Source organism: Rhizobium mongolense USDA 1844, assembly GCF_000419765.1.
GTDB lineage: Bacteria > Pseudomonadota > Alphaproteobacteria > Rhizobiales > Rhizobiaceae > Rhizobium > Rhizobium mongolense.
On record NZ_ATTQ01000021.1, the window covers coordinates 1 to 24,453 of the forward strand.

Below are 24,453 nucleotides of genomic sequence, written 5' to 3' on the forward strand. Positions count from 1 at the left end.
GGGTAGGCGAACTGCTCGCCTTGTGAGGTGATGTAAACAAGGGTGTGCTCACGCGTGGCGATGACGATGGTTCCCCTTGCGCTTCGCGTCGATGGCTCCCGACGTTCTTGCCAAGGTTCCCGATAGCGAGGCACTGGCTCGTAATCCAGCGGTGGCGGATAAGGGCTGTACGGGTCGTCATAGCCGTAGCCACCATAGTCGTCGTATCCATCATAAGGCCCGTAAACCTGGGCTTGGGCCTGAAAGGCCGTCAGCAAAAGGGCTGCAGCCAAGAGAGCCAGCAATCTCATTTTGTCGCCATCGCTTGTTATACAAGCGTGATTGGGCCGAACTCTGTGGCAGCACTATGACCGCTGAGTAAGACGGCGTGGGCATGCCCACGGTTCCAAGGACGCCGCTCGTGAATGGACTCATGAGGCTATGGGCATGAAGTGACCAGGGCCATAGCCACGGACTATTTCGAACCCTGCGTCGATGGTTTCAGTTTAATCGCCATGTTGATCTGACCGCGAACCGATATGAAATCATCTCGGTTATTGCCGCGTTGCATATCGACGCTGTTGGTCATTCCAGTGATTTTGCAATCATCCGCGATGGTCTCCATGACGACTGAGCAGTTCCGTGACGCAATATCGTATAGCGCCTTTTGGGCTCTTTGGACCTACTCGTCCGCCTGGACGCTTTGATCAAAGGGCAACGACAGCGAAATGCTCGACTGAACGGCGACATATCCCTCGGGTATCATCGCATTTCGCGGGAAGGCGGCTTGGCCAAACGCGCTGGATGCGGCGAAGGTGAGGGCGGCAACGGTAGCGCAAAAACGAATAGTAATCGTCAAATCCTCCATGATCCGCTACGCATCGCATGAGGCGATTAACACTGCGTGATACATTTACCTAAAATTGCACTGCTCGCGATAAATGCATTTTGTCGGCTGCGCGATGAAAGTTTCGGCACTCATCCAGAAGGCGTCACCGGTTGAACGGTCCTGATTGTGGAGGAAATCATGCTCATTATCTTCGGCGGGCTGCCTGGCAGTGGGAAGACGACGATTGCACGGGCTCTGGCGCAGCGGCTGAACGCCGTCCATGTGCGGGTGGATACAATCGAACAAGCGATACGGGCTTCCGGAATAGCAGATGAACCCGGCCCTGCAGGCTACATCGTTGCTACGGCATTGCCGGAGACAATCTGATCCTCGATAGACCGTCATCGCGGACTGCGTGAATCCGCTCCAAATAACCCAGTATCTTGGCGGTCGCGCAAGCTGCCGGGGTGACAGCGGTGGAGGTTGACGTCGTGCTCCAGATAAAACGGAGCCCCGCAGGCGTCTTGAAACGCGCGTCACGGACGTCGAAGGTCTCGCGAAGCCGATGGCAAGAAGTTCGGCGAGAGCATATGATGAATGGCAAGGCCCGATTGTCATCGATAGTGTGCCGAAGACCGTGGAATTGCACCGCACGCCGCATGATCTTGATGGACGGCGTCGACATCTACCACGCACTCAATCGGCGGCTTGACTTACACCGATCGCCACTTCTCCGGCGGTCAGAGCGCTGGTACACGCGTAGCCACCCAGACGTTTTTCGATTGGCTTTACCAATCAATGGCCGGGTAGCGGCTCCGCGAGGCTTTGTTATTTCGCCTTCTTCATCGTCCCATTGCCACTGCTTGGCCTGATCGAGACGCCGTGCCGGCTGCCGAACTCGATAGCCGAAGCTGTCCCTGAGGGAGCAGGCCGGATCATACGGAAGACCACCTTCCTTGCCCGACATCGAGGGCCGGGAGCGTGACGCCGAGCGGAAAACCGTCCCCCTATTAGAAAGGAGACGGCTATTTTCTTATCAGACCAGGAAATTTCTCGGCGTGTCCGCTTTAACGGCAACGGGCCTCATAGCGGCGACCATAGCGGTCACGATAGATGCAGTAGCCACGGTGCTCCGTCGAGCGTCCGATCAAAGCGCCGACCAGCCCGCCTGCCACAGCACCAACAGCTGCACCGCCCCAACTATTGGTGACGACACCACCGATGATGGCGCCGGATCCGGCGCCGATCGCCGTCCCTTGTTCGGTCGCTGTACAGGATGCCAAGGTACCTACCAATGCACTGGCAAGAACGATTTTTTTCATCATTTTGGTTGCTTTCCTAAATTCAATTTTTCGAACGACAGAAAGCAGATAGCCCGAGCATCCATGGAAGTCCAGAATCCAAGGCCGAGCCAGGAGATGCCGGCGCCCCTGCAAAAAAAGGGGCCTTCCCAGCGGCGGACCGGGAAAGCCCTTAACCTTCCGCGCGGCTTACCGAATCCGTGCGCGTCAGGCCGCCCACAACATGGATCAAGCTTGCGGCAAAGAACATTGGACCGAAGCCCGAAAGTGGCTGGACTTTAGTCTTAATTTATCATTCAATTTCCATCTGAATGGAGCGCAGTACGCGTTCCGGCGCCCCGATAATGGTCTCTCGCCCTGTTGCGGAGTGGTTGGCCGAAGGGAAAGTCCTAATCTGATCGCTGCGTTACGGAATGGCGCGGGTCAAAGATCCGGCGACGGACATACCCCGAACACGTACGCCGCATTCTTGAGGCGGCCGGATTTCGGGAGATTACCATCCAGTCGCACGATGAAAAGGTATCGAGCGGCGATCTCCACGCAATGACCTGGGTGTTCCTGAAAGTTGGGCCGCTCGGGAAGCTCATTCGCGAGAACCCCGCCCGGTAAGTGGTGGCCGAGCCTTTGTTGCGTGAGGCGCTGGCTGCCTTGGGCGACCCCTCCAGGGCGCAGCTTTTGGCTGCAATCTGGATCGTGACAGCGCGAGCCGGACAGCAACCCGGTAACGAGCCTCCTGCCATCCAGAAATCGTCGCTATTCACGGGCCGGCGATGTCCATTCCGGGAGGCGTAATGCGGAATATGACAATCCGGCAAAAATCCTCTCGTCGTCGGACCAGGATAGAGGTATCTTATCTGCTCGCGACCATCGAAAAATCGAAATAAAATCGATCTGCGCATGTGACGGATCGCCGATGTCGTTGGCCAGTCTAAAGGGAGGCTGAGATTGAGCACCGCGTTCACCAAGGAAGAAAGTGCCGAAACGGCTTCGGAAACTCTGCTGCCCGACCGTCCGATTTCACCTCACCCGAACCTGGTTACTGAAGCGGGATTGAAGGCCCTGGATTTGCAGCGCCAAAAAGCTCGTGAAGCCTACGATGCCGCAAGTACAATCGAAGACGTGAATGAACGGCGGCGGCAAGCGGCAATCCCCTTGCGTGACATGCGTTACTTTAGCGAAAGAATTCGCACGGCACAGGTGGTCCCTGACCCTGCTTCATTTGACATTGTTGCGTTCGGGAGCACGGTAACCTTCCGTCGCGACGACGGGCGCGTGCAGAAATATCGCCTGGTTGGAGAAGATGAAGCTGATCCGAAGACCGGGTCGATTTCCTTCGCATCCCCTGTAGGAACGTCCCTAATGGGCAAAGCTATTGGAGACATAGTCAATGTAGGTGATCAAGAGCTTGAGATCCTTGCCATCTCCTAGTGAAGATAACGCCCTCCCAAGGTCCAATCGCAAGGGACCGTTAGCTTCTGGCTCGAGCGACAGTTTACTCTGAGAAGCGAGCGTAAGGCCAAGAAGCACCACACCTCCGAACCTTCCTGACAAGCAATGAGGCCGGGCGACGGGACAACGCGCCGAAGGCCCTCGCACAAAGACCAAAGAACGGAAAATTTCTGAATTGCCCAAATCGCAGAACGGCGCTGCGGCAGGAAAGCGTGCGTGAAGTCGGTGGCCGCCTGGGATCGGTTTGATTGTTTATCATACCTTCACGCATGGCTGCGGAGACCAGGGGAGTGGCCGATCCTGGGCCAATTTGGCATTTGCTCTATCGCTACAAATGGGTGGGATGGCATTCTCCGGAATGCAGGTCCTATGCACATCAATTTCAAGCAGACCGACGACGCGGCGTCCCACATCTCAAGGATGAAATCCGTCCGCGCGCCCTAATGACCTATTGGATATCAGCCAAGGGAGACACAGCCGGTCCGTTCAGGGCGGTACCATCGACGGCAAATTGCGAACCGTGGCAGGGGCAATCCCAGCAGCGCTCGAGGGAATTCCAGTGCACGTGGCAGCCTATGTGCGTGCAAGACGCCGAACGTTTGTAGAGCGTGCCGTCTTCGTCCCGGAAGGCGGCGATCTTGGTGAGGCCCACGCGGACGATGGCACCTTCTCCCGGTCGCAGCTTGTCAAGGGAATCAATTTCTCCAGGCGCAATATACTCGACGAAGTTCTTAATCGCTGTCGCGTTCTCCACGAGGTAGTCACCGATCGCCTTTGGTGTTTTGCGGGATGGCTCGTAAAGTTCCCGCCAACGGCTGTTGCCACTGAGAATGAGATCTCGGATGAGCAGAGCAGCCACCACTCCATGGGTCATGCCTTCGCCGGAATCACCAGTCACTACGAACACCCGCTCGTTGCCCGGATTGCGACCAATGAAACCGGCGTAATCGATGGTTTCCATCACCTGCCCGGACCATCGATGGGTCTCGACGCCAAGATCGGGGACTAGACGTCTAGTCCACGACGTCAAGGCTGCGAACCGCTCGTCGCCGTCGTCGGCCGCGCCAGTCTTATGGTCTTCGCCGCCGACGACCAGAAAGTCCGTTTCGCCGTCACCCGGCTGCAGACGCACGTAGTGGTAAGGGTCTTCAGTATCCCAGTAGAGCCCATCCGGGATCACGCCGCGCCCGATCTCGAACGACATCGCATAAGTTCGGTAGGGCGCTTGTTTGGTGTGGAGGGCGACACGGTCATTGATCGGCGAATTGGTCGCCACGACAGCCCATTTTCCAGTGACGACAAAGCCCGCGGCTGTCGCGACGCGGACACCGCCGTCTGTTTCCTCGATCTTTTCGACCACTGTGTCCCGGTAAAGGACGCTCCCGCGGGCGCGGACGCCGACGGCCAGCCCGCGGAGATATTTGAGCGGGTGGAATGTCGCCTGACGGGCATAGCGAAGGGCGGGTGCCACCGAGAACCCCGCAAACGGCAGGCCCGTGGTTCTTTCGACCGCGACGCCGATTTGCAGTGCGGCATCGAGTTCGCGCTCGAGGTCACCTTCCTGCGCTCGAGACGACGGAAACAGAAACCCATCGACGCGTCTGAAATCGCACGCGATGGCCTCTGTCTCCTGAATCGCTTCGATGCGATCGATCGCGGCAGATTGGCTCTCGTGGAAGAGTCGCGCCAGTTCACGGCCCCGCAGAGCGATGAATTCGGAAAAATAGTCGTCGCATACCGATGTCAGATGCGCGGTCGTGCGGGCAGTCATGCCGCTTCCGATCTGGCCGCGATCGATGACGGCCACTTTCTTCCCGGCGAGTGCGAGCTCATAGGCCACTGACAAGCCGGCAATTCCCGAGCCGACAACGACGACATCGACCTGGTCATCGTGGGAAAGCGGAACAACGTCAGGCGCGACTTTGATCGGCGCCCATAAAGAGACGGTTCTTTCATCGCTGACATTCATGGCCCGACTTCTCCAAATTCTACACCTGCTAAATAGGAGAACGAACGCAAAAGTTCCCGCCGAACCTTGCCCAGCGGACCTTGGGATCACTCAGGCGGAAGTCGGCCCTGGGGAGACCCCATCGTAGACGGTCAATCCCGACAATGCGCTATCACTTTCCAGCCCTCGCGCAGTTCCCCATCCCTCCCGAAATGCCACGGCAAGCGAGGAGAAGCTTTGTATATTAGTAAGCTTTAATGTATAGTGGAATTTTCCTTTGTCGGAGATCGGATGTCACGCGTCGAGAGATCGACCGCAGGGAGGGATGTGATATCCCTCAAAGCTTCGTGAACGTGATCCTTTTTTCGCTTCTTCTCCCTTCGACTTTGATCCCAGCGTCTGCTCAAATGAGCGGCAATACCTCGATGCGAGGGAAGGATTTCGACGCGGCCGCGACGGAGCAGGCGAGGCGCTATCTAGAGGAGGGCCGCGAGACGTTTCGCTACGATACGTTCGGCAGCGAGGACTTTTGGGGAGGCAAGCTGAAGCTTCATGAGGCGATCGCTGGCGAAAAGCTGGACGGCAAAGGGCCCGGTCTCAGCCCAAAAAGGGCGCTCGAGCTCGGGCTGAAAGTCGACATAAACGCTATCCCCAAAGATGTAGCCGGAGCGCTGAATAGAGGCGAGGTTGATCTTGCCGATCCGGCCAGACGCCGTTGTCGGCGTAACCGGGTTCTTTGACGCCGATGGCAAGGCCCTTACGTCGGTGGGGATTCATTGCGCTGTGTGCCACTCGACCGTCGACGATGCCTACGCGCCAGGCATCGGCGCGAGACTGGACGGCTGGCCCAATCGAGACCTGAACATTGGCGCGATCGTCGCGCTCGCGCCGGACCTGAGCGCGTTCACCGAGATGCTGCAGATTTCCGAAGCGGAGGTGAAGAAGGCGATCGAGGCGTGGGGGCCGGGAAAGTTCGATGCTGAACTGAACTCGACGGAAAGGCCTTCCGGCCGGACGGAAAGACGTCCGCGTTTTGCCCGCAACATCGGCAACGCACGCATGATTGCGGTTGCTGACGACGGCACCGCGGGATGCGAGCCGAGGAAAAGGACGTGATTGCCGTGAAGGAGGCGCTCCAAACCACCGCTTGGTGCCTCCTACCTTGACACTTCCACGGCACCGCTCTTCGAGATAGCCGCATGTTCCGAGGTTCCATTCATGAGGTGATGGCGGGCAACGTGAATGCGGATGCACGATCGGCAAGCTCGAAGCGGGCATCGACGACCTCTTCGACGGGGCGAGCACGGGAGGCGAACTCGCCTTCGCGCCGAACGGAGCGCTGCGCATCAATCTCGGCAGTTCCTGCAATATCCGTTTCGAGAGCAGCGATGAAAAAGTGGCCGACCTGCGCGTCGATCTGGCGGCCACAAGACGCGGCCGGAGCGTCAACCACGCCGCGCCGCTTCGATAGCGGCGACGTCGATTTTTCTCATCGTCATCATGGCCTCAAACGCCCGCTTTGCTTCGTCACCGCCAGCCGCCAGCGCGTCAGTCAGTATCAAGTTGGGCTTGCTTCGATCGCCAAGGATTTCGGTGTTCCACAAGGCGGAGGAGCCTTTCCTCCTCCCGATCCCCTTTCGCAGGAGCGGCTGCAGCCTCAAATGATGATGATCAGCCAACAGTGTCGCGATCGTCGCCTTGGGTCGTCGTGAAAGGCGAGAGCGGCCCCGACTTCATAGTCGGTGTCTTCCCTTGTGACAGGCCGCATCAGGGAACTAGCCCTTCCGCCTTGGCGCTGCGAAGAACCGTCTCGACCGCGTTGTCCGGATCGCCGTCAGAGGTAAACCACACAGGTTTTCCCGAAACATCTTCCGAGTCGCGCATGGTTCTGAAGACGCCGCAGGAAAGCCCGCTTTCGCAATCTATGGCAACCTCGAACTGACCCATCGGCGAACCGAGGGCCATATCGTAGGCGCCTGCCACGAAGAGGCGTTTGCGATCCAATCCCGAGCCGGTTTTCAGCGCGTTGAGCAATCGCGGATGCGCTTCAGTAATGGCGACTTCGCAAGGCGGCGTCCAATAGGTGCCTTGTTCCAATTCTCTCTTGATCGGCTGCCGGGGCATGATCGTTCTCCCCTTACTCAATTTGTTGCAACGGGCGGCCGCTCCGCCCGTTTGTTCCTATTATGTTCTCACTGTGATAAGAGTCAACAAATCTTTGGCGCCGAACGGATCGAGATACCGGGACGACTGATCGACCTTAAGGACAAGATCTGGCTGGTCGGCACTTCTGGGGTTTCACCCCGTTGCCGGTGCTTGAACACCGCATGTTCTCCCGCTCCGAGCCGATTTGAGTTCAGCTCGAAGTAAAATTCGTGACCGGACTCGAGATGTCGATGTCTGGTTCGGCCCGGGCCCACGACCCGCCGTCCGTGGGAATGCGCGGTTCAGGTGAGTATTCAGGGCATGGCGATAACTGCCATCGCCGACGCGGGCGACGGGCGGCGCTAAAAGCCAGCGGGCATGTTCGCGGCTGGAGCAAAAGAGGAAGTGAATGGAACCCGGCGTCACTCGTGGTGCTGCGCCGGAGGCTACTGGTGAAGTATAAGCTTCCGCGGGCTTCCTTAAGAAAACAGAAAAAACGCGTATTCCGGGGTCTTTGTGAAGCCGCGACTTCTTCTTAAAGGTCGGGCGATTGCTTCTGCGGTAGACCTCACCAGCCGCTGAATTATCCTGATCTGCCTTCGCATGCCGGCATCCAAGCCGTGATCGACTGTCACTCTAAAGCATGGGTATCCCTACGATTAGGATTACGACCAGTCCTGCCATTACGAGCGATGTCTCGATCAGAAATATCGCCACTTGCCGTCCGGTCATGTCTGGAAAAATAGCTTTCATTGAAGCGTCTCCGTGCAATAATATTCCAATGGACGCATCATATCACAGGATCTTGTAGAAAGTTTTTATTTTTGTTGCAACGAAATGCCTTGCTTAAAACCTAATCAAAGCGCACAGTGTTTCTGTCGGCAGCATTTGAAGCGGGCGCTGCCGCAAAAGGGTTAAAATCCTTCGCCCCAATCAAAGGAGGACGTGATGTCTTCCATGTTCCATCATCATTATTCCTTTGAAAACGTCGCAATCAGAATCCTGGTCGCGCTCAGCTTCGCTTTCATCTTGTTTCTGATTTCGGGGGGCTGGCTGTGGTAACTGTTCTTTACATCGGTGAAACTGCAGCTATCGAGGGCTCGACGCTGCAGCGAATTCTGAAGCGAGCCAATTATGCGACATCGGACATGCAAGCCGACGAGGGCCCGGAGCGTCACGAGGAAGTCGTGATCATCCGCCGCATTGAGGCCGGCACGATACCCTCGCAGAGTTACCCTCCCTCCCTTCGACGCAGGCAAAGCTCAGACCCGGATGCACTGGCGTCGTGGGAGAACGAAGGCGGCGCAACCAGCGCGCGTTCGGTGGCAGCCTCGAAAGCTGCGGAGAACCGAAGGTGACTGCGGTGACCTGGTGCAGCGACCACAAAGGGCTGTCCGACCGGACCAGATCGCGCCAGGGCTTGGGCTATAAACGCATGAAGAGAAAGCTGACCGGGATGGAAAGATTTCCTGGCTGCGCGGCAAACGCCTGTCGCCTCAGCATCCAACCAGACGGGAGTCGGCCATGAACAGAACAACTGAAACCGAGATCAGGTTCGATCATTCGTTCCTCATCCAATCTCTTGTTATGCCACTGGCAGCCGGGACATATCGGCTGACGGTGGACGAAGAACGGATCGAGGAACTGTCCTTTGCCGCTTACAGGATACTAGCCGCTCATCTGGAAATTCCGTCAATTGAAACGCCTTCGCTCAAGAGGCAGCATTTGCAAGTGACGCGAGCGGAAATCGATGCGGCGCTGCTGAAAGACCAGCAAGCCGTACGACCGCCGGCGACCAAAGATCGCGTCTAAGTAGGGAACGCAGCTCTATCGTGGCTTGACACGGAACGGCGCCGAGGAGGCGTGCATCTCGTCCATCGCGGGAGACTGATTCTGCCATCGTATATGAGCGTCCTCGAAAGTTATTGTTTGCTTTGTCTACTCCGAGGGCGCATGGTCTAGCCTCCAGCAGTAATCATTACGGGCGCTGCTGTTTGAGGGTCGCAAAACCCTTGCCCCGACCGAAAGGAGGATGTCATGTCTTCCGAAACATCCGTTAAATATATGACGAGCGACGACCTCAACTTACTTCAGGGGGTGCTGAAGGATGCTGGCTATACGGACGATGTTCTCTTTGAACAGCCTCGACCCTTCCCCATCGCAGCCCGGCTTCTGATCGGCCTCTTTCAAGAGGGAACGACCAGTCCAGCCGAACTGACTGTCCAGCTCGAACGACATTTCGGCAAGCCTAAGAAAGAGGCTGTTACGCTCAGAGCCCCACGTTTCCATCGCTTCGCGATCCAAGGGCTTCCGGCGCAGCCATCTGGCGCGATCCATTAAACGCACATCCAAAGGCAATGAGAGCCTTTTTGCCGCGCAACATTCTCGGAACGAGACGCAACCTCACAGTACGCGCCGAACTGCCTTGGAACTCAGCGTTTTCTTGGCGTCCGCCATGCGCTTTTTCCACTTGCGGAGGGGATTGCCCTTCCATCGCCTTTAAGCCGAGCTCCCAATTTTCGCGTCTTTTCCTTCAGGGCAGCCTTCCCTTTCCCCTATAGAGTAAGCGCGGGCTTGTAGTTGTTCTTCCTTGGATTTCTGCATAGCGCTATCCGCTCGCTCCTGCCACGCATCGGCGGGGTTTGAGACACACGTTAAATAGCTCACGTCCTGAGCAGCAAATGCCCCAGGACGGCGACCGAGATGAACATCGCGACAAGAACCGCAAAGTATGTCGCTATCGAGCGGAAGTTAGTTTCCCGGATCAGGCGAACCGTGTTTTCACGATAAGAACGGAGCGCGGTGGATGGCATGTTAGCCTCCTTGGGCGTGGCTACGATGGGGAACATCGAATGGCCGCGCGTCTGGTCAAAAGACCATAAAAAGATGACGCGCCTTTAACGGGCGATAGTCAAACGCATTCGTACCAAAGGGAACTCATTAGCGGAACGAACCTTGCTCCGCGTACCTGCATTGATTTCAAAACATGCGGGCGGTGACTTCCACCGCACCGCTGGAAGGTGTCTTTCAAGCCGTGCAACGCCGTCGTGCCACGGATCATAGGGATTATCGCCCTTGCCTGACCGAGGCGGTTGCGCCGCTAATCGGTGCCACGGTTTCTGCCTCGTTTGCGGCATGGGAATTGATCATGAATGGCCCGTTCTGCTGGTTGCCCCAATGCAAGATTTAAGTGGCGAGCTCGGGGAAATGGTGGACCGCGCAGGACAAGGGCTTGCGCTGGAACAGGGTGGGACCATTCCGCCTCCGCAGTCACCCGGTAAACAAGGCGCGTAGGTTATTGTTCCCCTCGAAGGACAAATGATTTCGTTGCGTTCCCGGTAGAAGAGCATAGGGTGCGTATTGTCGGCAGCCGTTGAAAAGGGCACTGCCGCTTGAGAGCGCTACGCTCCCGCCCCAAGCACTGGGGAGAAGGTCATGTCCTTTCCTGACCGTTTCGATCACAACAATAGACATTCATCTTACGACCTTGAAAGCCTGAGAATTGCATTCGACGACTGGAATGAAAAATCAAAGTCGGAGCTGCTCGAGGATAAGGTCACGGCCAGGCCGGATTTTCGCATGGAATGTCCCCGGTCGCGAGCTGTACTAAACTACGGCACATCGGGAATGCGCCCGATGAAATACGCCGCCGGAAGGCCGCCCACGATAGCGGAGGAAACGCACCGCGTTTCGGCGATCATCATTCGAGCCGAGCTGAAGGCAAGAATAGCCAAGTCTGCCCATCTGAAAGCCCTGCGATTGGACAATGAACAGCAGGTCAGGCTGCGTGCCGCGGTTAAAACGCGCAAACATCGGCAAGAAGGCTGACAACCGGTGATTCACCGACTTGACTCTTTCGCCAAACCTCATCGTTGGGTGCAGGTCCTTCTCACTCTCTTGCTTAATCCCAGCGTTCTGTCGCTCCTTCAAATAGGCGTCGATTTCTCCTCCGCATGCCGCCGTAAGGTTCTGGATCGAATGTTCTTCCGCCAGTGCTTGGTCGCGTAACATATCTGCCTTCTGCTCAAATCCCGCGCTACAGTTTTCAAACAGCGGCAGTGCTACGCTTTCTTGGACTTTGTCCGCTCCATGAAAGGCTGTGGCAAATCAAGACAAACGAGAATGTTCCGAGTGGCGCGACGATTGCCCAGATAAGCTATCTGGCACACCACAACAGATGGACATGCACCATGACGGGGCTAGGGTGTGAAGGCCCTTAACGGCAGCGCCCGTGCAATGGCTGCCGAAGGGGCGACATTGTGCCGAGGAAGCGGAACGCAAATGAATTTATGCAGCTGTACGTCGCTTTACAAAGTTTCGTGGAATTCATTTCCCCGAGCGAGGGGCAGGTTTTGATCTGCGCTTATCTTTGCTTTCATCAGGTCGCACGCAAAGATGTGAAATCGCAGCGTTTGCATAATGCTGACGAGCTGTTCGCGAGCCAAAGACGTAGGCTCGCACCTGAGAACGCCCCCGACAATTTCGGCCTCCTGGACCGCGATCTGGATTCGATCATCGGTCACCCGCTGCTTTGCGGCTTCAAGTGCGGAGCGCTTTTTCATTGCTCATCATAGCACGGTTTTCGGCCATGCTGTCTGGAAAGCGCTCTAACTGACGCTCGGGGCAGCGCCTTTAAGTCAAAGCTTGTCAGTTTTCCTGCCATTAGTTCCTCCAGGCGAGTAATATGGGCTCGGTATTTGGAGGGGTCGGCCTGGACGGCATCCATGACACAAGATCAGGCTTTCGCCTTTGCCATTCTGATCGGACTAATGGTCGCTTTCATATGGGGACGGTTTCGCTACGATCTTATCGCGTCTCTCGCGCTTCTTGCGGCGGTTTTCACCGGCATCGTGCCGCACAAGGCAGCATTCTCCGGTTTCGGTGACGACATTGTCATCATCGTAGCGAGCGCGCTGGTCGTAAGCGCCGCAATCGAACGCAGTGGCGTCATAGAGGCGCTCCTTCATCGGGTCGCGCCCAAGGTGACCTCCTTGCAGGGCCAGGTCGTTATTCTCGTGGGAGCCGTCACGGTCCTGTCCACCTTCATCAAGAACATCGGCGCATTGTCGATGATGATCCCGGTCGCATTTCAGATGGCGCGCCGGTCGAAAGCGCCCCCTTCATCTTTTCTCATGCCGATGGCATTCGGCTCGTTGCTTGGCGGGCTCATCACTCTCGTCGGCACGTCGCCAAATATTGTCGTGTCGCAGATGCGCGAGGAACTCACGGGTCGCCCTTTCAACATGTTTGATTTCACTCCCGTCGGCATTGGTATTGCCGCAGCGGGAGTGGCTTTTCTGGCATTTGGCTATCGGCTGCTCCCGCGAGACAGGGAGGCAACCCCGACAATGGAGAAAGCGCTGAACATCAAGGACTACATGACAGAGGCTCGCGTCACTGCGACTTCGCTCGTTAACGGCAAGTCGATCGGGCATCTGTCGGCCTTGCTGGACGAGGAGGTCCTTGTCACCGGGCTTGTCCGCAATCAGGTCGAGCGCATGATATCACTGCCGGACCTCATCCTTTGTCAGGGCGATATCGTTCTGTTGGAGGGAGACCCTCAGGCGCTGGAGCGAGGCATCAGGCGTGCGCGTCTGGAGCTGGAGGGGCACAACCGCTCCACGGAAGCAAAAGGAGTCGACGAGGAGATCGCCGGAATTGAAGTCGTGATCGGCCCAAAATCGGTTTTGATCGGGCAAACCGCCAAGCGTCTGGCGCTGCATGAGCGCTTCAACATCAATCTGCTCGCAGTGAGCCGGAGCAGCAAGCGCTTCACCGAACGTTTGCGCGACATCGCGCTAAGACCAGGCGACGTTCTCGTTTTGAAGGGCGATCTCGTGCTTCTCCCGACCAAGCTGATGGAACTCGGTCTTCTTCCCTTGGCGGGACGTGAGATCCGCCTGGGGAATCCGCGAAGGGGCCTGGTTCCGGTGGTGGTCCTGGCTGGTGCCATGGCGCTAACGGCATTTGGCCTGCTGCCCGTTGCCACGGCTTTTTTTACGGCTGCTGTCCTAACGGTACTGCTCGGCTCGCTTTCGCTTCGGGAAGCTTATGAGGCCATCGATTGGCCCATCCTGATAATGCTCGGGGCCCTCATTCCCGTGAGCGAGTCGATCCGTACCACCGGTGGTGCCGACCTTATCGCCGGTGGCCTCGCTCAGCTTGCTAGCGCCTTGCCCCTTTACGGTGCCCTCGCAATGATCATGGTGGTCGCAATGGCCGCAACTCCGTTTTTGAACAATGCAGCCACGGTTCTCGTAGTCGCCCCGATCGCGGTTACGCTTGCGCAACGCCTTGGTTACAGTCCGGACGCCTTTCTGATGGCCGTAGCGGTGGGTGCGGCCTGCGATTTTCTCACGCCTGTCGGACATCAGTGCAACACGTTGGTGCTCGGCCCCGGCGGTTATCGCTTCGGCGACTATTGGAAACTGGGACTGCCGCTCTCATCCATTGTGGTCTTGCTGGGCGTGCCTCTGATCCTGTTGTTCTGGCCGCCTGTTTAGCGCGCAACATCGTTCAATTCCGATTCAAATGCACCGTGCCGCCGTGCCCGTAACCGTAGCGATAACCTCCGAATCGACCACTAAACCCGCCCAACAGAAATATGATAAGAATAATTAGAAGTATTATTCCCAATGTCATGACTTTCTCCACTTTAATCTAGTTCTATTTCGTCTCGACGAAATGCTGCCCTCACCAAAATTGAGCTCGGCCGCTGTCTTGTCTCGCGGCTTTCGCAAGTTTTATCAGCGAGATTGCCGAATGAGCATTAATGCATCATGTAATAATATACACTATATTATTAGTGGTGTAGTTTCTGCAATCGGCTGACGCCGGTCGCCCGTTGCCGCCGCTGCGAAGCAGCGGTCTGCTGTGCTATAGCGACGCGATCTGCTCCACTTGATGTTCGTGCGTGACTATCAGCAAGGTAGTTGCGAATGTCGATGAGCGTTGCTCGCCGATGGAGTAGAATCGCAAGGAAACCGGAGGAGTGGTCATGATTCCTCTAAGCAGACTGGTCGAGCAGCTTCTGGGTATCGGCGCGCTTGTGCTGCTGGCGATTGGTTGCGCTCTCGTCCTTTGGCCCTTCCTATCGGCAATAATGTGGGCTGCGGTGATATGTTTTTCGACCTGGCCTATCTACCGCCGATGTGAACGTGCTGTCGGAGGCAATCGGGCGGTTGCCGCCGCAGCTATGACGGTGCTGGTGGTTTTTGTTGTGGCCGCACCGCTAGCGTTCCTCGTGACGGCGCTCGCCGACGACATGAAGAACCTGGCGGCGGGAATAACGCGCGTCCTCGAGCAGGGTCCATCCGCGCCCCCAATCTGGGTGAAAGGCCTTCCGATTGTCGGCGAGAGTGTGGCCGCTTACTGGGAAAACTTTGCGCATGACGCTCCTGCCTTTATCCTCGAGCTCAAGAAGCTGACGGGGCCCGTCACCGATATTGCTCTTGCTGGCGGCGCAGCTTTCGGCATCGGCCTAATCGAACTTGCGCTCAGTATATTCATCACTTTTTTCCTGTTCCTGCACGGCCGGCGCATGATCAGTTTCATGCGTCAGATTGGTGAGCGTGTTGCCGGCACTCGCGCTAGAAAGTTGCTCACGGTCATTGGCATGACCGTGAATGGTGTCGTTTACGGAATGATCGGAACGGCCCTCGCCCAAGGTCTTTTGGCCGGTATCGGCTTCTGGATCGCCGGTGTGTCGCAATCGCTATTGCTCGGCGGCCTGACGTTTTTGCTTTCGTTTGTGCCCGCAGGGCCACCGTTCGTGTGGGGGCCGGTCGCACTCTGGCTTCTCATGCAGGGATCGGTTTGGTGGGGGATCTTCATCGCTGCATGGGGCCTGCTTCTCGTCAGCAGTATTGACAACTTCCTCCGACCATATCTGCTCAGCCAGAACATCAATCTGCCCGTGCTGCTCGGTCTATTCGGGCTCGTCGGCGGCGTTCTGGCTTTTGGATTCATCGGGCTTTTTCTCGGACCAACCCTCCTGGCGGTGGCCTATAACCTCTTTCGCGAGTGGGTCGCAGCGGAACTCGAAGAGCGTATGCAATCGGAACCGTCTTCCCTTGCGGCCGACAACTTGGAAGCCGATACCAGGGATTGAGTTGACGGATTTCGCTCATTGCGGCGCGACACCCTGTGAAAGCAGATCCTCTTGGAGGCCGCCTTATTGACTTCACGCCCGCAAAGTAATACCTTCTGAACATCAGGTATTACTGAGGAGGGTGCAAATGGCGACGACAGTGACAGCGAAGGGGCAGGTGACCATTCCAAAGCCCGTCCGCGATCTGTTGGGAATCGTTCCCGGAAGCTTGGTTGATTTCCGCCGCGCCGCCGATGGCAGCATTGTCGTGGTGCGGGCGGACAAGAAGCAGCCTGCGAGCCGGTTTGCGAAGTTGCGAGGTCATGCGGGAAAAGGGCTCAGTACCGATGCCATCATGGCACTGACACGTGGCGAAACTTGACCCTCATCGACACCAATATCCTCCTGGACATTGTCACCGATGATCCGGCGTGGGCGGATTGGTCGATTGCGCAACTTGAAACGGCGAGCCTCGATGGGCCCTTGCTGATTAACGATACCGTGTACGCCGAGCTCGCGGTGCGATACGATCGTATCGAAGAACTCGAGGCCTTCCTCGACGAGGCTGGGCTTGAAATGACTGCAATGCCGCGAGCCGCCCTTTTCCTTGCCGGCAAGATATTTACGCAGTATCGTCGCGCCGGAGGATCAAAGACTGGCGTATTGCCCGACTTTTTCATAGGTGCCCATGCAGCGGTTCGTCAGCTTCCGTTGCTCACCCGCGACCTTGGCCGCTACCGCACATATTTTCCGTCAGTGACGCTGATAACGCCGCACGCGTAGCCGGAAATATTTGCAGTGGATGTGGTGCCGCGCCCGTGTCCGCGTCGCTGATGTGGTTGCAGAACTCCGGGTTCAGATCTGCGTGCAAAGTTTGGCATCCAGGCTACGAATTGAAGGCCCCGAAACGCGGAAAAGCATTTGAAGTGATTTCACCGGTAAGGGTCGGCAGTGAGTGCTTTCATGAATATGTCCAGCGACACTCCCAAAGCCACCACAATCCGATCGATGCGTAGATCCGCGATGAACGTTGCAGACGGCCCGCACGGTGAGTATCCGGGCTCGATGGAAAGCCATCAACTGATCTGCGTCCGGCAAGCCCCTGTTCGTCGGATGCTATAGTCGGCTGAGCAACTCCGATTTCTTCGCTTCGAATTCCTGATCTGTGAGAATACCTTTTGCATGAAGGGCCGCGAGGCGTTCGATCTTGTCGAAGATGTTCTCATCGGACCGACGCGCCTCCGGCGCTGGCCGCGCCGCTTGTTGTGGCTCGACGGATTCCGGCGCGGACGATGCGAATATCGATGGCGCAACCGTGGCGGCGGATGGTCCGGTAGCCGACGTGCCCGCCGGTTCCTTGCCGTCCTGACGGACCACATCCAGTTCCGAAATTTTCACGAGCCCATGCTGAGACGTAAAGGCCAGCGACTGGTCGCTGCTTTGCTGTTGCGAGAAACCGCCAATGCGATGGTCCTTCGTGTCGTAGACCGTAACCCGGCCGCCGACATCGATCGCCAGTCGTCGGGTTGTCGGGAAAAAGGCATAGCGCAGGTCATTCTGCGCCCCGGTCGAGGCAGGATGCCCGAGCTCCTCGGGCCACCAGTTCCCAGCCGACAACGCCCCAGGCACGAACAGACTGACGCCGCCCTGACCTTGGTATTGGGACTGGTGCGACCTCTGCGGGTCCAGCAAATCTGTACTGCGCACCAGGGCCACAAGCTCGGAACAAATCCCCGCCACGTTCGCCTTCAGAGCATGGTTGAACATGTCGCCGACCATGATCATGCCGCCCTGTGACCATTGCCCCATGCCACCGAGATCAGGATGGTTGAACTGAGCCTGTGTGGCCTGCCCGGCGATCATCGCCATCAGAAGGTGCTCGACCGCGCTAAGGCTGACCCCGTAGCGCTGTGCAATTCCCTCCAGGGTCCGTCGACCCTCTTCACTGAGTTGTCTCATCGTGATCGCCCCTGCCTGATGAAGAAAGCGTGCACGCCGCAAGGCCGAGCCCCGCAACGAAGTCAAGAAGCTCTCCACGACATCAGAACAATACGGAACTAGGTGGCAAATGTCACAAGATATCGCGCCGGTTCTACCATCACATCGTCGGCGTAGGCTCATGCGCGATATCGACGTGTTCGAAAACTGCTTCCACAATCTTGACCTCAGATGCCGGAGCGCCCACGACTGCGGGCAAAGTCACACCATCTTCGTACAATCTCCCGACCACGCCGCAATACGCGCAATGTTCAAGTCTATGCGCAACTATTGTTGCGCATATATTGTGCACTTTCTGACGTGCGCTTTCAGTGCCAGGATGACTTTCACGACTCTTGCGGTATCCATTTTCGCTCGAGACGCCCCCGCGCCAGCCTCGATTCCAGTGGTCGTGTCGGTGCGGCCAGAAATGGTTTCTAATGGAGAATGTTATCCAGGGCGAGTTCGTCGGCTTGGGGCGAAGCAAAGGCAATGCTCAAGCTCAACTGCAGGAACTGCGACGGGTTGAAAGCCGACGCAGTCTCCTACGACTACGTCGGGCGGCATGACCCTTTTTACTTTTCAGCGACAACCCGAAGCTAGCCGGCTTGCCCGGCGCTAGCGGGACACCACCCAGTTGTGCCAATCGTCTTCATCGCCATGGAAGACATTGAGGTCGATCCGGCCATCGACGCCATGCGACAGGCCGGAACCCGAATACTGCCAGAAGACCCACTTGCGCTTTGGGTAGACCTTGGAGGGGTGAGCGGCGACCGAACGCAGCCAGAAAGGATAATCAAGAAACGCGCCCTTCAGATTGTCGCGATAGAAGTCCGGAGCGGTATATATGATCGGACGCTGGCCGTAGTGCCGCTCGAGCTTGTCCATGAAGACCTGCATTTTTTCGAGCACCCGCTCGCGCGAAGGCCGTCGCTTGCAGCTCGATTCACCGTTCCACTCGACGTCGATTACCGGCGGAAGAGCACCCGCTTCCTTCGGAACGTTGCGGATGAACCAGTCGGCCTGTTCGCCGGCCGTCCGGCACCAATAGAAGAAATGATAGGCGCCGCGCCTCAAGCCGGCCTCCTTGGCCCGGCGCCAGTTCTTCTTGAACATCGGATCGAGATGATCGCCGCCGTCCGTCGCCTTGATATAGGCGAAGTTCGCCCCCTGCCTTCTCAGCCTTTCCCAATCGATCTCCGCCTGCCAGCGCGAAACGTCGACACCGTGCACCGCAAGCTTTCTCGGCGAAATGGCCCCGAAATTGATCGGCTTGGCGTCGCGGAAGCCATAACCGTAGATCTGCGAGCGCGTTTGCGGAGTGGTCCTCATCTCAGGCTTGTCCGGGGCGAGCATGGCAATCGGCCGGTCTGACGGGATGGGCGCACCAACGGTTCGTGAAGCCGGCGCGAACGCCTGTGGCTGCGGCACCGATCCCGCCCAAGCCAACGTTTGCTCAGGCGGGTTGGCCTGCAGGGCAACGTCGCCGACATTGGCGGCAGGGACGGGCACGGTTGATTGGGCAACCGAGCCCGTCGTCTCCTCAGATGGCCGCCCGGCCTGAACGGTCGCAGGACGAGAATTGGCGGCGCAACCGGCCAAAGTCAGGCACGCAAGAAAGATTGCTGTCACATTCGATAGACGCATAAGGACCCGTACGCAAAACAACTGCCGCCGACGCCAATCCCATGCCGCCGGGACCGGCTGGCGTGAATGGCTAACGGGAAATTACCAAAAAAGACTGAATACAATCTTTATTGCCAAGGTTAACGGCATGGGCATGCTGCGAGTGCGTCACGGAATTCTAGCCCAAGAATTTCTCTGCCAGCCGCGCCCACATGGCGGCACCAACCGTCAGGTTCTCGTCTGCAAAGTTGAATTTCGAGCTGTGCAGGATCTCCGAGTTCACACCGTTGCCAAGGCGCAGGAAGCAGCCCGGCTTATGCTCGAGATAATGGGAAAAATCCTCGCTTCCCGGGATCAGCGGGCACGTTAAGACCTGGTCCGGGCCGACGAGCTCCTCCGCAATGCCGCGGGCAAATTCGGTTTCGTTCTCGGAGTTGATGACAACCGGGTGGCCGCGTAGATAGTCGACCTCGGCCCTGGCGCCATAGCCTTCAGCGACGGTCGCGGTGAGTTTGCGAATTCTCGCCTCCAGAATGTCCCTGATCGCCGGTTCGAAGGAGCGGACACTCAGCAAAAGCGTTGCGATGTCCGGAATGACATTCGAGGCCTCACCGGCATGGATGGAGCCAACGGTAACGACTGCCGTTTGCGTCGGATCGATGCTGCGCGAAACGATCGACTGCAAAGAGACGACGAGATTGCAGGCAATGACGACCGGGTCCACCGTCAGATGCGGCCTGGAGGCGTGGCCGCCCTTTCCCTTGATGGTGATTTTTGCCGTGTCGGCAGCCGCCATCAAAGGACCGGAACGCAAAAGCCAGGTGCCTTGGGGCGCGCCGGGGTGATTGTGCAGCCCGAAAATCGCATCGCACGGAAAGCGTTCGAACAATCCGTCGGCGATCATCGCTTCAGCGCCGCTTGCGGCACCGGCTTCCTCAGCGGGCTGAAAGATCAGGTTGACCGTTCCGTCAAAACGGCGGGTGCGCGCCAAATATTGCGCAGCCCCAAGCAGCATCGTCGTGTGGCCGTCGTGACCGCATGCATGCATCTTGCCGGCTGCCCGGCTCGCATAAGGCAGGCCCGTTTCTTCCTGGATCGGAAGGGCATCCATGTCGGCGCGGATCGCAATACTGCGCGGGCTGCTGCCCACCTTGAGACGAGCGACGACACCGTGGCCGCCGACATTGCGAAAAACCTCGTAGCCCCAGGTTTCCAGTTTTTCGGCGACGAAGCGTGCCGTCTCGACTTCTTCGAACGACAGTTCCGGATTGGCGTGAAGATGCCGGCGGGTCGCAACAAGCTGTTCCTTGAGCGGCTCGAAGTCGGAGATGCGGGCAAAAGCGTTGTCGCGTGTCATCAGTCAGTTCCAGTAGCTAGAATGGACGGGATGGTCGCGCCGCGGTTTGGCGCGCGGGCAGAATGCGGAGCGTACAGATTGCCCGGCTAGATGAAGCGGGCGAGAAAGCTTCTCGTGCGCTGATGCTGCGGATTGCCGAGAACATCTTCGGGCTTGCCGTGTTCGACGACTTTGCCGCCATCCATGAAGATGACCCGGTCGGCCGCTTCGCGCGCAAAACCAATCTCGTGAGTGACGACGATCATGGTCAATCCCTGGCTTGCCAGGTCCCGCATGGTGGAAAGGACCTCACCGACGAGTTCGGGATCGAGTGCGGAGGTCGGCTCGTCGAACAGCATCAGCTTCGGCTTGATCGCCAAAGCCCGTGCGATCGCCACGCGCTGCTGCTGACCGCCGGAAAGCTGGCGCGGATAACTGCCGGCTTTTTCCGAGAGGCCGACGCGCTCCAGAAGCATCAGCGCATTTTCCGTTGCGGCCTTGCGGCTTTCGCCGTGGATGCCAACCGGCGCTTCGATGATGTTTTCGAGCGCAGTCATGTGCGGATAGAGGTTGAACTGCTGGAAGACCATGCCGATCTTGCGCCGCTGTGCAGCGATTGCATTGTTGGAGAGCTTCTCAAGCCGGCCCTTTCGCAATCGATAACCGATCTGCTCTCCATCGACCATGATGGAGCCCTGATTGATGGACTCCAGATGGTTGATGCAGCGCAGGAAGGTCGATTTGCCCGAGCCGGACGGCCCGAGGATAACCACGACCTCGCCAGGAGCGACGTCAAGATCGATCCCTTTCAAGACTTCAAGCTGGTCGAAGGACTTGTGAACATTGCGTGCATGGACGAGCGGCTCGAGAGTTGCAAGGGCATTCAATGGCTCGCCTCCTGTGCGATGACGGGTGAGGGGGTATCGGGTACGATCGGCGTGCCCGCCTGTCCGGCAGGCGTCGCCACGCTGCTGGAGCGTCTGTCGCCTCTGCTGTAGTAGCGCTCGATATAGCCCTGGCCGATGTTGAGGATCGAGGTGATGAGCAGGTACCAGACCACGGCGACGAGCAGCATCGGAATGATCTCGAACGTGCGGTTATAGATCGACTGGACCGAATAGAGCAGGTCCGCCATGGCGATCACGCTGACGAGAGAGGTCGCCTTGATCATGCTGATGAGCTGGTTGCCGGTTGGCGGAACGATGGAGCGCATCGCCTGCGGGATGATGATCCTGCGCAGTGCGCGTGCCCGCGTCATGCCAAAGGCTTCCGCGGTTTCCGCCTGGCCCCTGTCGACGGAGAGAAGGCCGCCGCGGATGATCTCGGCCATGTAGGCCGCCTCGTTGAGTGCCAGGCCGACGATTGCGGCCGTCATCGGCGTGATAACGGAATTGGTGTCCCAACTGGCCAATGTCGGTCCGAAAGGCACGGTGATCGAAATCGATGGAAAGAGCGTCGACAGGTTGTACCAGAAAATAAGCTGGACCAGGAGCGGCGTGCCGCGGAAGAACCAGATGTAGAGGCCGGCAAGGGAATGGGCGAGCCTGTCCGTCGACAGCCGCGCAATGGCAAGCAGCAGGCCGAGCGCTATGCCGATCAGCATGGCTACAACGGTCAGTCCGAGGGACACGTAAAGACCGCTAATGACCGTCGGATCAAAGAAATATTGTGCGACCACCGGCCAGCCAAAATTCTCGTTGTTTGCAACGATCCATCCAAAATCGGCGGCAATGCCCAGTGTCAGCGTCCAAAGGACCAGGCGATCGATGCGAAACGGCTTGTGCGCGTTGACGACGTCGCGGGGATCCGCACCGCCCGGAGGCGATGCGCTTTTGTGGGTATTGGCGCTCATTTTGGCAACGTCCCGCCGAGATTGATGCCCGGCTTTTTGATCATGTTGTTCTCAAGACCCCATTTCTTCATGATTGCCGCATAGGTGCCGTTGTCCATCAGAACTTTCATGCCGTCGTGCAGCACGGGTCCAAGCGGCGATCCCTTCGGCACGACGGCACCCTGATAGAGATTTTCAAAGCCGTTTTTCTGGCCGACGCCGGTGAGTTCGAGCTGGCCATTGGACTGCGACACGAAATAGGTGAGGGGAGCCTGGGAGGAGAAGAATGCATCCGAGCGCTTGGACCTGACGGCAAGGATCGAACTCGGCTGGTCGGTGAAGGACTGAACCTCGATCGCCTCCTTGCCGTCGGTCTTGCACTTTTCGGCCTGGACCTTGATGACCTTCTCCGCCGAACCGCCAGCCATGACGGCGATGCGCTGTCCGCAGGCGGTGTGGAGCGAGGTTATCCCGTTCGGATTGCCTTTGTGCACGGCGAAGACGACGAATTCCTGCACCCAGTCGACGAAGTCGTTTGCCTCTTCGCGGCTCTTGAAATCGCCGACAGGACCGAAGGCGAATTGATAGCGGCCGGAATTGACGCCGGCGAGGAGTGCCGGCAGACCACCGACGGTTGCGTGCTCGATCGTAACGCCAAGCACCTGGCCGAGCGCGTCCGTGAGGTCGGCGCTTGCACCTTCCATCTTCGTTCCGGTGACGATCTCGTAGGGCGGAAAGGAGCCGTTGTTGACCGAGATCATCTTGCCGGCGGTCTTGATCTCCTCGGGAAGCTTTGCCCGCAGTTCCTCGTTGACGGTGAGCTTCGGAAGCGTTGCATCCTCGGCCATGGCCATTCCAGAGAGCAGGGCGCTCGCAAGAGCGAAGGAGGTAACGGATTTCAATGGCATTTCTTATTCCCCTTTTTGGTTTGTATGGATAAAGGTTCAGGATTCGGCTGCGGCAAGCTGCGAGCGATTTGAGGACGCCTGCAGCGGAAAGAGCTCTTGCGCCGTGAGTATTCGCGGCAGGATGCCCTGCGCGTGCAGTTCCCGGGCAAAATCGACAATCATCGCACGGTTTGCATCAAGGCCGCTTTCGTCCCATTCCGGTGGCAGATCTGCCGAGACCTTCAAAAGCTCATCGAGCATCCACGGCGTGGTGTCGGCATATTTGCGGCGCTTCGTCGTCCAGACGCGCTTGGATTCATCGATCAAGGTGCTGAGTTCTTCGAGGAGCCATGGATGTTCCGCCGCCACCGTCGCCTTGACGCCGATGAGATGCATGCCCGGCACGTAGCCGACGTCGTCGAAATATTGGCGTTCGGCACCACGAAAATCTGCAAGGACCTGGCGGAACGGCGAATCTTTATCGAAGAAGCCCTCAGGCATGAAGGGTGTGAAAACCGCATCCAGCCCGCCCTCTTTCAGGAGTTCGACCATCGGCCGCTCGCCGGGCGCTGCCTCGATGCGTCCCGCGCGGCCAAAGCCGTCGAGACGATCGGTGACAGGGTGGGCTTCTGTCAACCGGCCGGCAAACCACATCGCATCCTCGACGCCGACACCTTCACGGCGCAAGGCTGCGCGCGTCCAGGTGTTTCCGGAATCTCGCCATCCGGTCACACCGATCCGCTTTCCGGCAAGCTGGTGCAGTTGCGTGATCGGGCTCTTTTTCGTCGTGATGATGCAGCGATGGCGAAAGCCGCGCATGATGAAGTTCGGGATGCCGATCACAGTCTCGTCGCCGTCGGCGCGAAGCTGCGTATATCGGCTGAAGGACATTTCCGCCGCGTCGTGAGCATCGTCCTTTCCAATATGGGAGATGAGCGTGCCAACCCTTTCGACCTTCACGTCGAGGCGGGGTGACGAGACCTCTCCCAACACCAGCGGGGTCATGTAGTCCCAGTCGCGCAGGGCCAGCCGTATCGTTACAGTCATGCATTTTGC

At 57.9% G+C, this 24,453-nt stretch carries 24 protein-coding genes and 4 pseudogenes; 12 read left to right on the forward strand and 16 right to left on the reverse strand.

Annotated features, from left to right (window positions below):
- Window positions 1-290 (reverse strand): annotated as a pseudogene (locus A3C3_RS0129065) (L,D-transpeptidase); the annotation flags it as partial.
- Window positions 291-1,006: 716 nt separating this feature from the next.
- Between A3C3_RS0129065 and A3C3_RS41815 the strand changes: the two are divergent.
- Window positions 1,007-1,520: pseudogene (locus A3C3_RS41815) on the forward strand (P-loop nucleotide/nucleoside kinase family protein).
- A gap of 355 nt (window positions 1,521-1,875) precedes the next feature.
- On the opposite strand, the gene A3C3_RS0129085 reads toward A3C3_RS41815, so the two are convergent.
- Window positions 1,876-2,133: a YMGG-like glycine zipper-containing protein gene (locus A3C3_RS0129085; protein ID WP_022718096.1), complete on the reverse strand. Its 258-nt coding sequence runs from the start codon at window positions 2,131-2,133 to the stop codon at window positions 1,876-1,878.
- A 921-nt stretch (window positions 2,134-3,054) separates the two neighbouring features.
- Here A3C3_RS0129085 and greA point away from each other — a divergent pair.
- Entirely contained in the window at window positions 3,055-3,537 is a 483-nt protein-coding gene (greA, locus tag A3C3_RS0129090; protein WP_022718097.1) for a transcription elongation factor GreA, read from the forward strand.
- 469 nt (window positions 3,538-4,006) lie between these two features.
- On the opposite strand, the gene A3C3_RS0129095 is transcribed toward greA, so the two are convergent.
- Window positions 4,007-5,527, reverse strand: a complete 1,521-nt coding sequence (locus A3C3_RS0129095) for an FAD-dependent oxidoreductase (RefSeq protein ID WP_022718098.1) — start codon at window positions 5,525-5,527, stop codon at window positions 4,007-4,009.
- A gap of 386 nt (window positions 5,528-5,913) precedes the next feature.
- On the opposite strand from A3C3_RS0129095, the gene A3C3_RS47350 reads away from it, so the two are divergent.
- Together A3C3_RS47350 and A3C3_RS47355 are read left to right on the forward strand one after the other, a co-directional pair.
- On the forward strand, window positions 5,914-6,246 hold the full coding sequence (locus A3C3_RS47350) for a hypothetical protein (RefSeq protein WP_233450561.1): 333 nt from the start codon (window positions 5,914-5,916) through the stop codon (window positions 6,244-6,246).
- Complete coding sequence (locus tag A3C3_RS47355; protein WP_233450560.1) at window positions 6,200-6,622, forward strand: hypothetical protein; 423 nt, start codon at window positions 6,200-6,202, stop codon at window positions 6,620-6,622. The genes A3C3_RS47350 and A3C3_RS47355 overlap by 47 nt, the downstream gene beginning before the upstream one ends.
- Window positions 6,623-6,722: 100 nt before the next feature.
- Here A3C3_RS47355 and A3C3_RS0129110 read toward each other — a convergent pair whose 3' ends face one another.
- The 3 genes and pseudogenes from A3C3_RS0129110 to A3C3_RS39545 form a co-directional block, all read right to left on the reverse strand.
- Window positions 6,723-6,959 (reverse strand): hypothetical protein, encoded by a 237-nt coding sequence (locus A3C3_RS0129110; RefSeq protein WP_022718101.1) that lies wholly within the window; start codon window positions 6,957-6,959, stop codon window positions 6,723-6,725.
- Window positions 6,952-7,065, reverse strand: a pseudogene (locus tag A3C3_RS45550) (VOC family protein); the annotation flags it as partial. The gene A3C3_RS0129110 and the pseudogene A3C3_RS45550, both read right to left, overlap by 8 nt.
- A 208-nt stretch (window positions 7,066-7,273) precedes the next feature.
- A complete protein-coding gene (locus A3C3_RS39545; protein WP_022718103.1) occupies window positions 7,274-7,630 on the reverse strand; it encodes a hypothetical protein in 357 nt (118 codons plus the stop codon).
- A 1,076-nt stretch (window positions 7,631-8,706) separates the two neighbouring features.
- Here A3C3_RS39545 and A3C3_RS39550 point away from each other — a divergent pair.
- The 3 genes from A3C3_RS39550 (at window position 8,707) to A3C3_RS44055 (ending at window position 9,991) form a co-directional block, all read left to right on the forward strand.
- Window positions 8,707-9,009 carry a hypothetical protein gene (locus A3C3_RS39550; RefSeq protein ID WP_022718106.1) on the forward strand — a complete coding sequence of 101 codons (303 nt, stop codon included), beginning with the start codon at window positions 8,707-8,709 and terminating at the stop codon, window positions 9,007-9,009.
- A gap of 166 nt (window positions 9,010-9,175) precedes the next feature.
- Window positions 9,176-9,463, forward strand: coding sequence for a hypothetical protein (locus tag A3C3_RS0129140; protein ID WP_022718107.1), 288 nt, complete (start codon window positions 9,176-9,178; stop codon window positions 9,461-9,463).
- A 225-nt stretch (window positions 9,464-9,688) separates the two neighbouring features.
- The gene (locus A3C3_RS44055; RefSeq protein WP_084797062.1) at window positions 9,689-9,991 is read left to right on the forward strand and encodes a hypothetical protein; all 303 of its coding nucleotides are present in this window, start codon (window positions 9,689-9,691) and stop codon (window positions 9,989-9,991) included.
- A 323-nt stretch (window positions 9,992-10,314) separates the two neighbouring features.
- On the opposite strand, the gene A3C3_RS45560 is transcribed toward A3C3_RS44055, so the two are convergent.
- Entirely contained in the window at window positions 10,315-10,464 is a 150-nt protein-coding gene (locus A3C3_RS45560) for a hypothetical protein (RefSeq protein WP_022718109.1), read from the reverse strand.
- Window positions 10,465-11,086: 622 nt separating this feature from the next.
- Between A3C3_RS45560 and A3C3_RS0129160 the strand changes: the two genes are divergently transcribed.
- Complete coding sequence (locus A3C3_RS0129160; protein ID WP_022718111.1) at window positions 11,087-11,479, forward strand: hypothetical protein; 393 nt, start codon at window positions 11,087-11,089, stop codon at window positions 11,477-11,479.
- A gap of 479 nt (window positions 11,480-11,958) precedes the next feature.
- On the opposite strand, the gene A3C3_RS45565 is transcribed toward A3C3_RS0129160, so the two are convergent.
- Window positions 11,959-12,213, reverse strand: coding sequence for a hypothetical protein (locus tag A3C3_RS45565; RefSeq protein WP_022718112.1), 255 nt, complete (start codon window positions 12,211-12,213; stop codon window positions 11,959-11,961).
- Window positions 12,214-12,375: 162 nt separating this feature from the next.
- Here A3C3_RS45565 and A3C3_RS0129170 point away from each other — a divergent pair, with 162 nt between their 5' ends.
- Window positions 12,376-14,154 (forward strand): SLC13 family permease, encoded by a 1,779-nt coding sequence (locus A3C3_RS0129170; protein WP_022718113.1) that lies wholly within the window; start codon window positions 12,376-12,378, stop codon window positions 14,152-14,154.
- Window positions 14,155-14,191: 37 nt separating this feature from the next.
- Here A3C3_RS0129170 and A3C3_RS44065 read toward each other — a convergent pair.
- Window positions 14,192-14,293 (reverse strand): annotated as a pseudogene (locus A3C3_RS44065) (DUF3309 family protein); the annotation flags it as partial.
- 355 nt (window positions 14,294-14,648) lie between these two features.
- On the opposite strand from A3C3_RS44065, the gene A3C3_RS39555 reads away from it, so the two are divergent.
- The 3 genes from A3C3_RS39555 (at window position 14,649) to A3C3_RS0129185 (ending at window position 16,523) form a co-directional block, all read left to right on the forward strand.
- Window positions 14,649-15,761 (forward strand): AI-2E family transporter, encoded by a 1,113-nt coding sequence (locus A3C3_RS39555; RefSeq protein WP_022718114.1) that lies wholly within the window; start codon window positions 14,649-14,651, stop codon window positions 15,759-15,761.
- Between the two features lie 127 nt (window positions 15,762-15,888).
- A complete protein-coding gene (locus A3C3_RS0129180) occupies window positions 15,889-16,122 on the forward strand; it encodes an AbrB/MazE/SpoVT family DNA-binding domain-containing protein (RefSeq protein WP_022718115.1) in 234 nt (77 codons plus the stop codon).
- Window positions 16,119-16,523, forward strand: a complete 405-nt coding sequence (locus tag A3C3_RS0129185; protein ID WP_022718116.1) for a type II toxin-antitoxin system VapC family toxin — start codon at window positions 16,119-16,121, stop codon at window positions 16,521-16,523. The genes A3C3_RS0129180 and A3C3_RS0129185 overlap by 4 nt, the downstream gene beginning before the upstream one ends.
- Before the next feature lie 333 nt (window positions 16,524-16,856).
- On the opposite strand, the gene A3C3_RS0129190 is transcribed toward A3C3_RS0129185, so the two are convergent.
- From A3C3_RS0129190 to A3C3_RS0129225, 7 genes are all read right to left on the reverse strand, one after another.
- Window positions 16,857-17,699 (reverse strand): SHOCT domain-containing protein, encoded by an 843-nt coding sequence (locus tag A3C3_RS0129190; protein ID WP_022718117.1) that lies wholly within the window; start codon window positions 17,697-17,699, stop codon window positions 16,857-16,859.
- A gap of 636 nt (window positions 17,700-18,335) precedes the next feature.
- Window positions 18,336-19,364, reverse strand: a complete 1,029-nt coding sequence (locus A3C3_RS0129200; protein WP_022718118.1) for a glycoside hydrolase family 25 protein — start codon at window positions 19,362-19,364, stop codon at window positions 18,336-18,338.
- Window positions 19,365-19,521: 157 nt separating this feature from the next.
- Complete coding sequence (locus tag A3C3_RS0129205) at window positions 19,522-20,700, reverse strand: M20 aminoacylase family protein (RefSeq protein ID WP_022718119.1); 1,179 nt, start codon at window positions 20,698-20,700, stop codon at window positions 19,522-19,524.
- Between the two features lie 86 nt (window positions 20,701-20,786).
- Complete coding sequence (locus A3C3_RS0129210) at window positions 20,787-21,566, reverse strand: amino acid ABC transporter ATP-binding protein (RefSeq protein WP_022718120.1); 780 nt, start codon at window positions 21,564-21,566, stop codon at window positions 20,787-20,789.
- The gene (locus A3C3_RS0129215; protein WP_022718121.1) at window positions 21,563-22,531 is read right to left on the reverse strand and encodes an amino acid ABC transporter permease; all 969 of its coding nucleotides are present in this window, start codon (window positions 22,529-22,531) and stop codon (window positions 21,563-21,565) included. The genes A3C3_RS0129210 and A3C3_RS0129215 overlap by 4 nt, the downstream gene beginning before the upstream one ends.
- A complete protein-coding gene (locus tag A3C3_RS0129220) occupies window positions 22,528-23,418 on the reverse strand; it encodes an ABC transporter substrate-binding protein (RefSeq protein WP_022718122.1) in 891 nt (296 codons plus the stop codon). Before A3C3_RS0129220 ends, A3C3_RS0129215 begins: the two co-directional genes overlap by 4 nt.
- Before the next feature lie 36 nt (window positions 23,419-23,454).
- Window positions 23,455-24,444, reverse strand: a complete 990-nt coding sequence (locus A3C3_RS0129225; protein WP_022718123.1) for a substrate-binding domain-containing protein — start codon at window positions 24,442-24,444, stop codon at window positions 23,455-23,457.
- Window positions 24,445-24,453: the final 9 nt, after the last annotated feature.

Coding starts and splice junctions, on each gene's coding strand:
- A3C3_RS0129085 (WP_022718096.1), bottom strand. CDS start 2,133: ATGATGAAAAAAATCGTTCTTGCCAGTGCATTGGTAGGTACCTTGGCA.
- A3C3_RS0129095 (WP_022718098.1), bottom strand. CDS start 5,527: ATGAATGTCAGCGATGAAAGAACCGTCTCTTTATGGGCGCCGATCAAA.
- A3C3_RS47350 (WP_233450561.1), top strand. CDS start 5,914: ATGAGCGGCAATACCTCGATGCGAGGGAAGGATTTCGACGCGGCCGCG.
- A3C3_RS39545 (WP_022718103.1), bottom strand. CDS start 7,630: ATGCCCCGGCAGCCGATCAAGAGAGAATTGGAACAAGGCACCTATTGG.
- A3C3_RS0129140 (WP_022718107.1), top strand. CDS start 9,176: ATGAACAGAACAACTGAAACCGAGATCAGGTTCGATCATTCGTTCCTC.
- A3C3_RS44055 (WP_084797062.1), top strand. CDS start 9,689: ATGTCTTCCGAAACATCCGTTAAATATATGACGAGCGACGACCTCAAC.
- A3C3_RS45560 (WP_022718109.1), bottom strand. CDS start 10,464: ATGCCATCCACCGCGCTCCGTTCTTATCGTGAAAACACGGTTCGCCTG.
- A3C3_RS0129160 (WP_022718111.1), top strand. CDS start 11,087: ATGTCCTTTCCTGACCGTTTCGATCACAACAATAGACATTCATCTTAC.
- A3C3_RS45565 (WP_022718112.1), bottom strand. CDS start 12,213: ATGAAAAAGCGCTCCGCACTTGAAGCCGCAAAGCAGCGGGTGACCGAT.
- A3C3_RS0129170 (WP_022718113.1), top strand. CDS start 12,376: ATGACACAAGATCAGGCTTTCGCCTTTGCCATTCTGATCGGACTAATG.
- A3C3_RS39555 (WP_022718114.1), top strand. CDS start 14,649: ATGATTCCTCTAAGCAGACTGGTCGAGCAGCTTCTGGGTATCGGCGCG.
- A3C3_RS0129180 (WP_022718115.1), top strand. CDS start 15,889: ATGGCGACGACAGTGACAGCGAAGGGGCAGGTGACCATTCCAAAGCCC.
- A3C3_RS0129190 (WP_022718117.1), bottom strand. CDS start 17,699: ATGAGACAACTCAGTGAAGAGGGTCGACGGACCCTGGAGGGAATTGCA.
- A3C3_RS0129200 (WP_022718118.1), bottom strand. CDS start 19,364: ATGCGTCTATCGAATGTGACAGCAATCTTTCTTGCGTGCCTGACTTTG.
- A3C3_RS0129205 (WP_022718119.1), bottom strand. CDS start 20,700: ATGACACGCGACAACGCTTTTGCCCGCATCTCCGACTTCGAGCCGCTC.
- A3C3_RS0129215 (WP_022718121.1), bottom strand. CDS start 22,531: ATGAGCGCCAATACCCACAAAAGCGCATCGCCTCCGGGCGGTGCGGAT.
- A3C3_RS0129220 (WP_022718122.1), bottom strand. CDS start 23,418: ATGCCATTGAAATCCGTTACCTCCTTCGCTCTTGCGAGCGCCCTGCTC.
- A3C3_RS0129225 (WP_022718123.1), bottom strand. CDS start 24,444: ATGACTGTAACGATACGGCTGGCCCTGCGCGACTGGGACTACATGACC.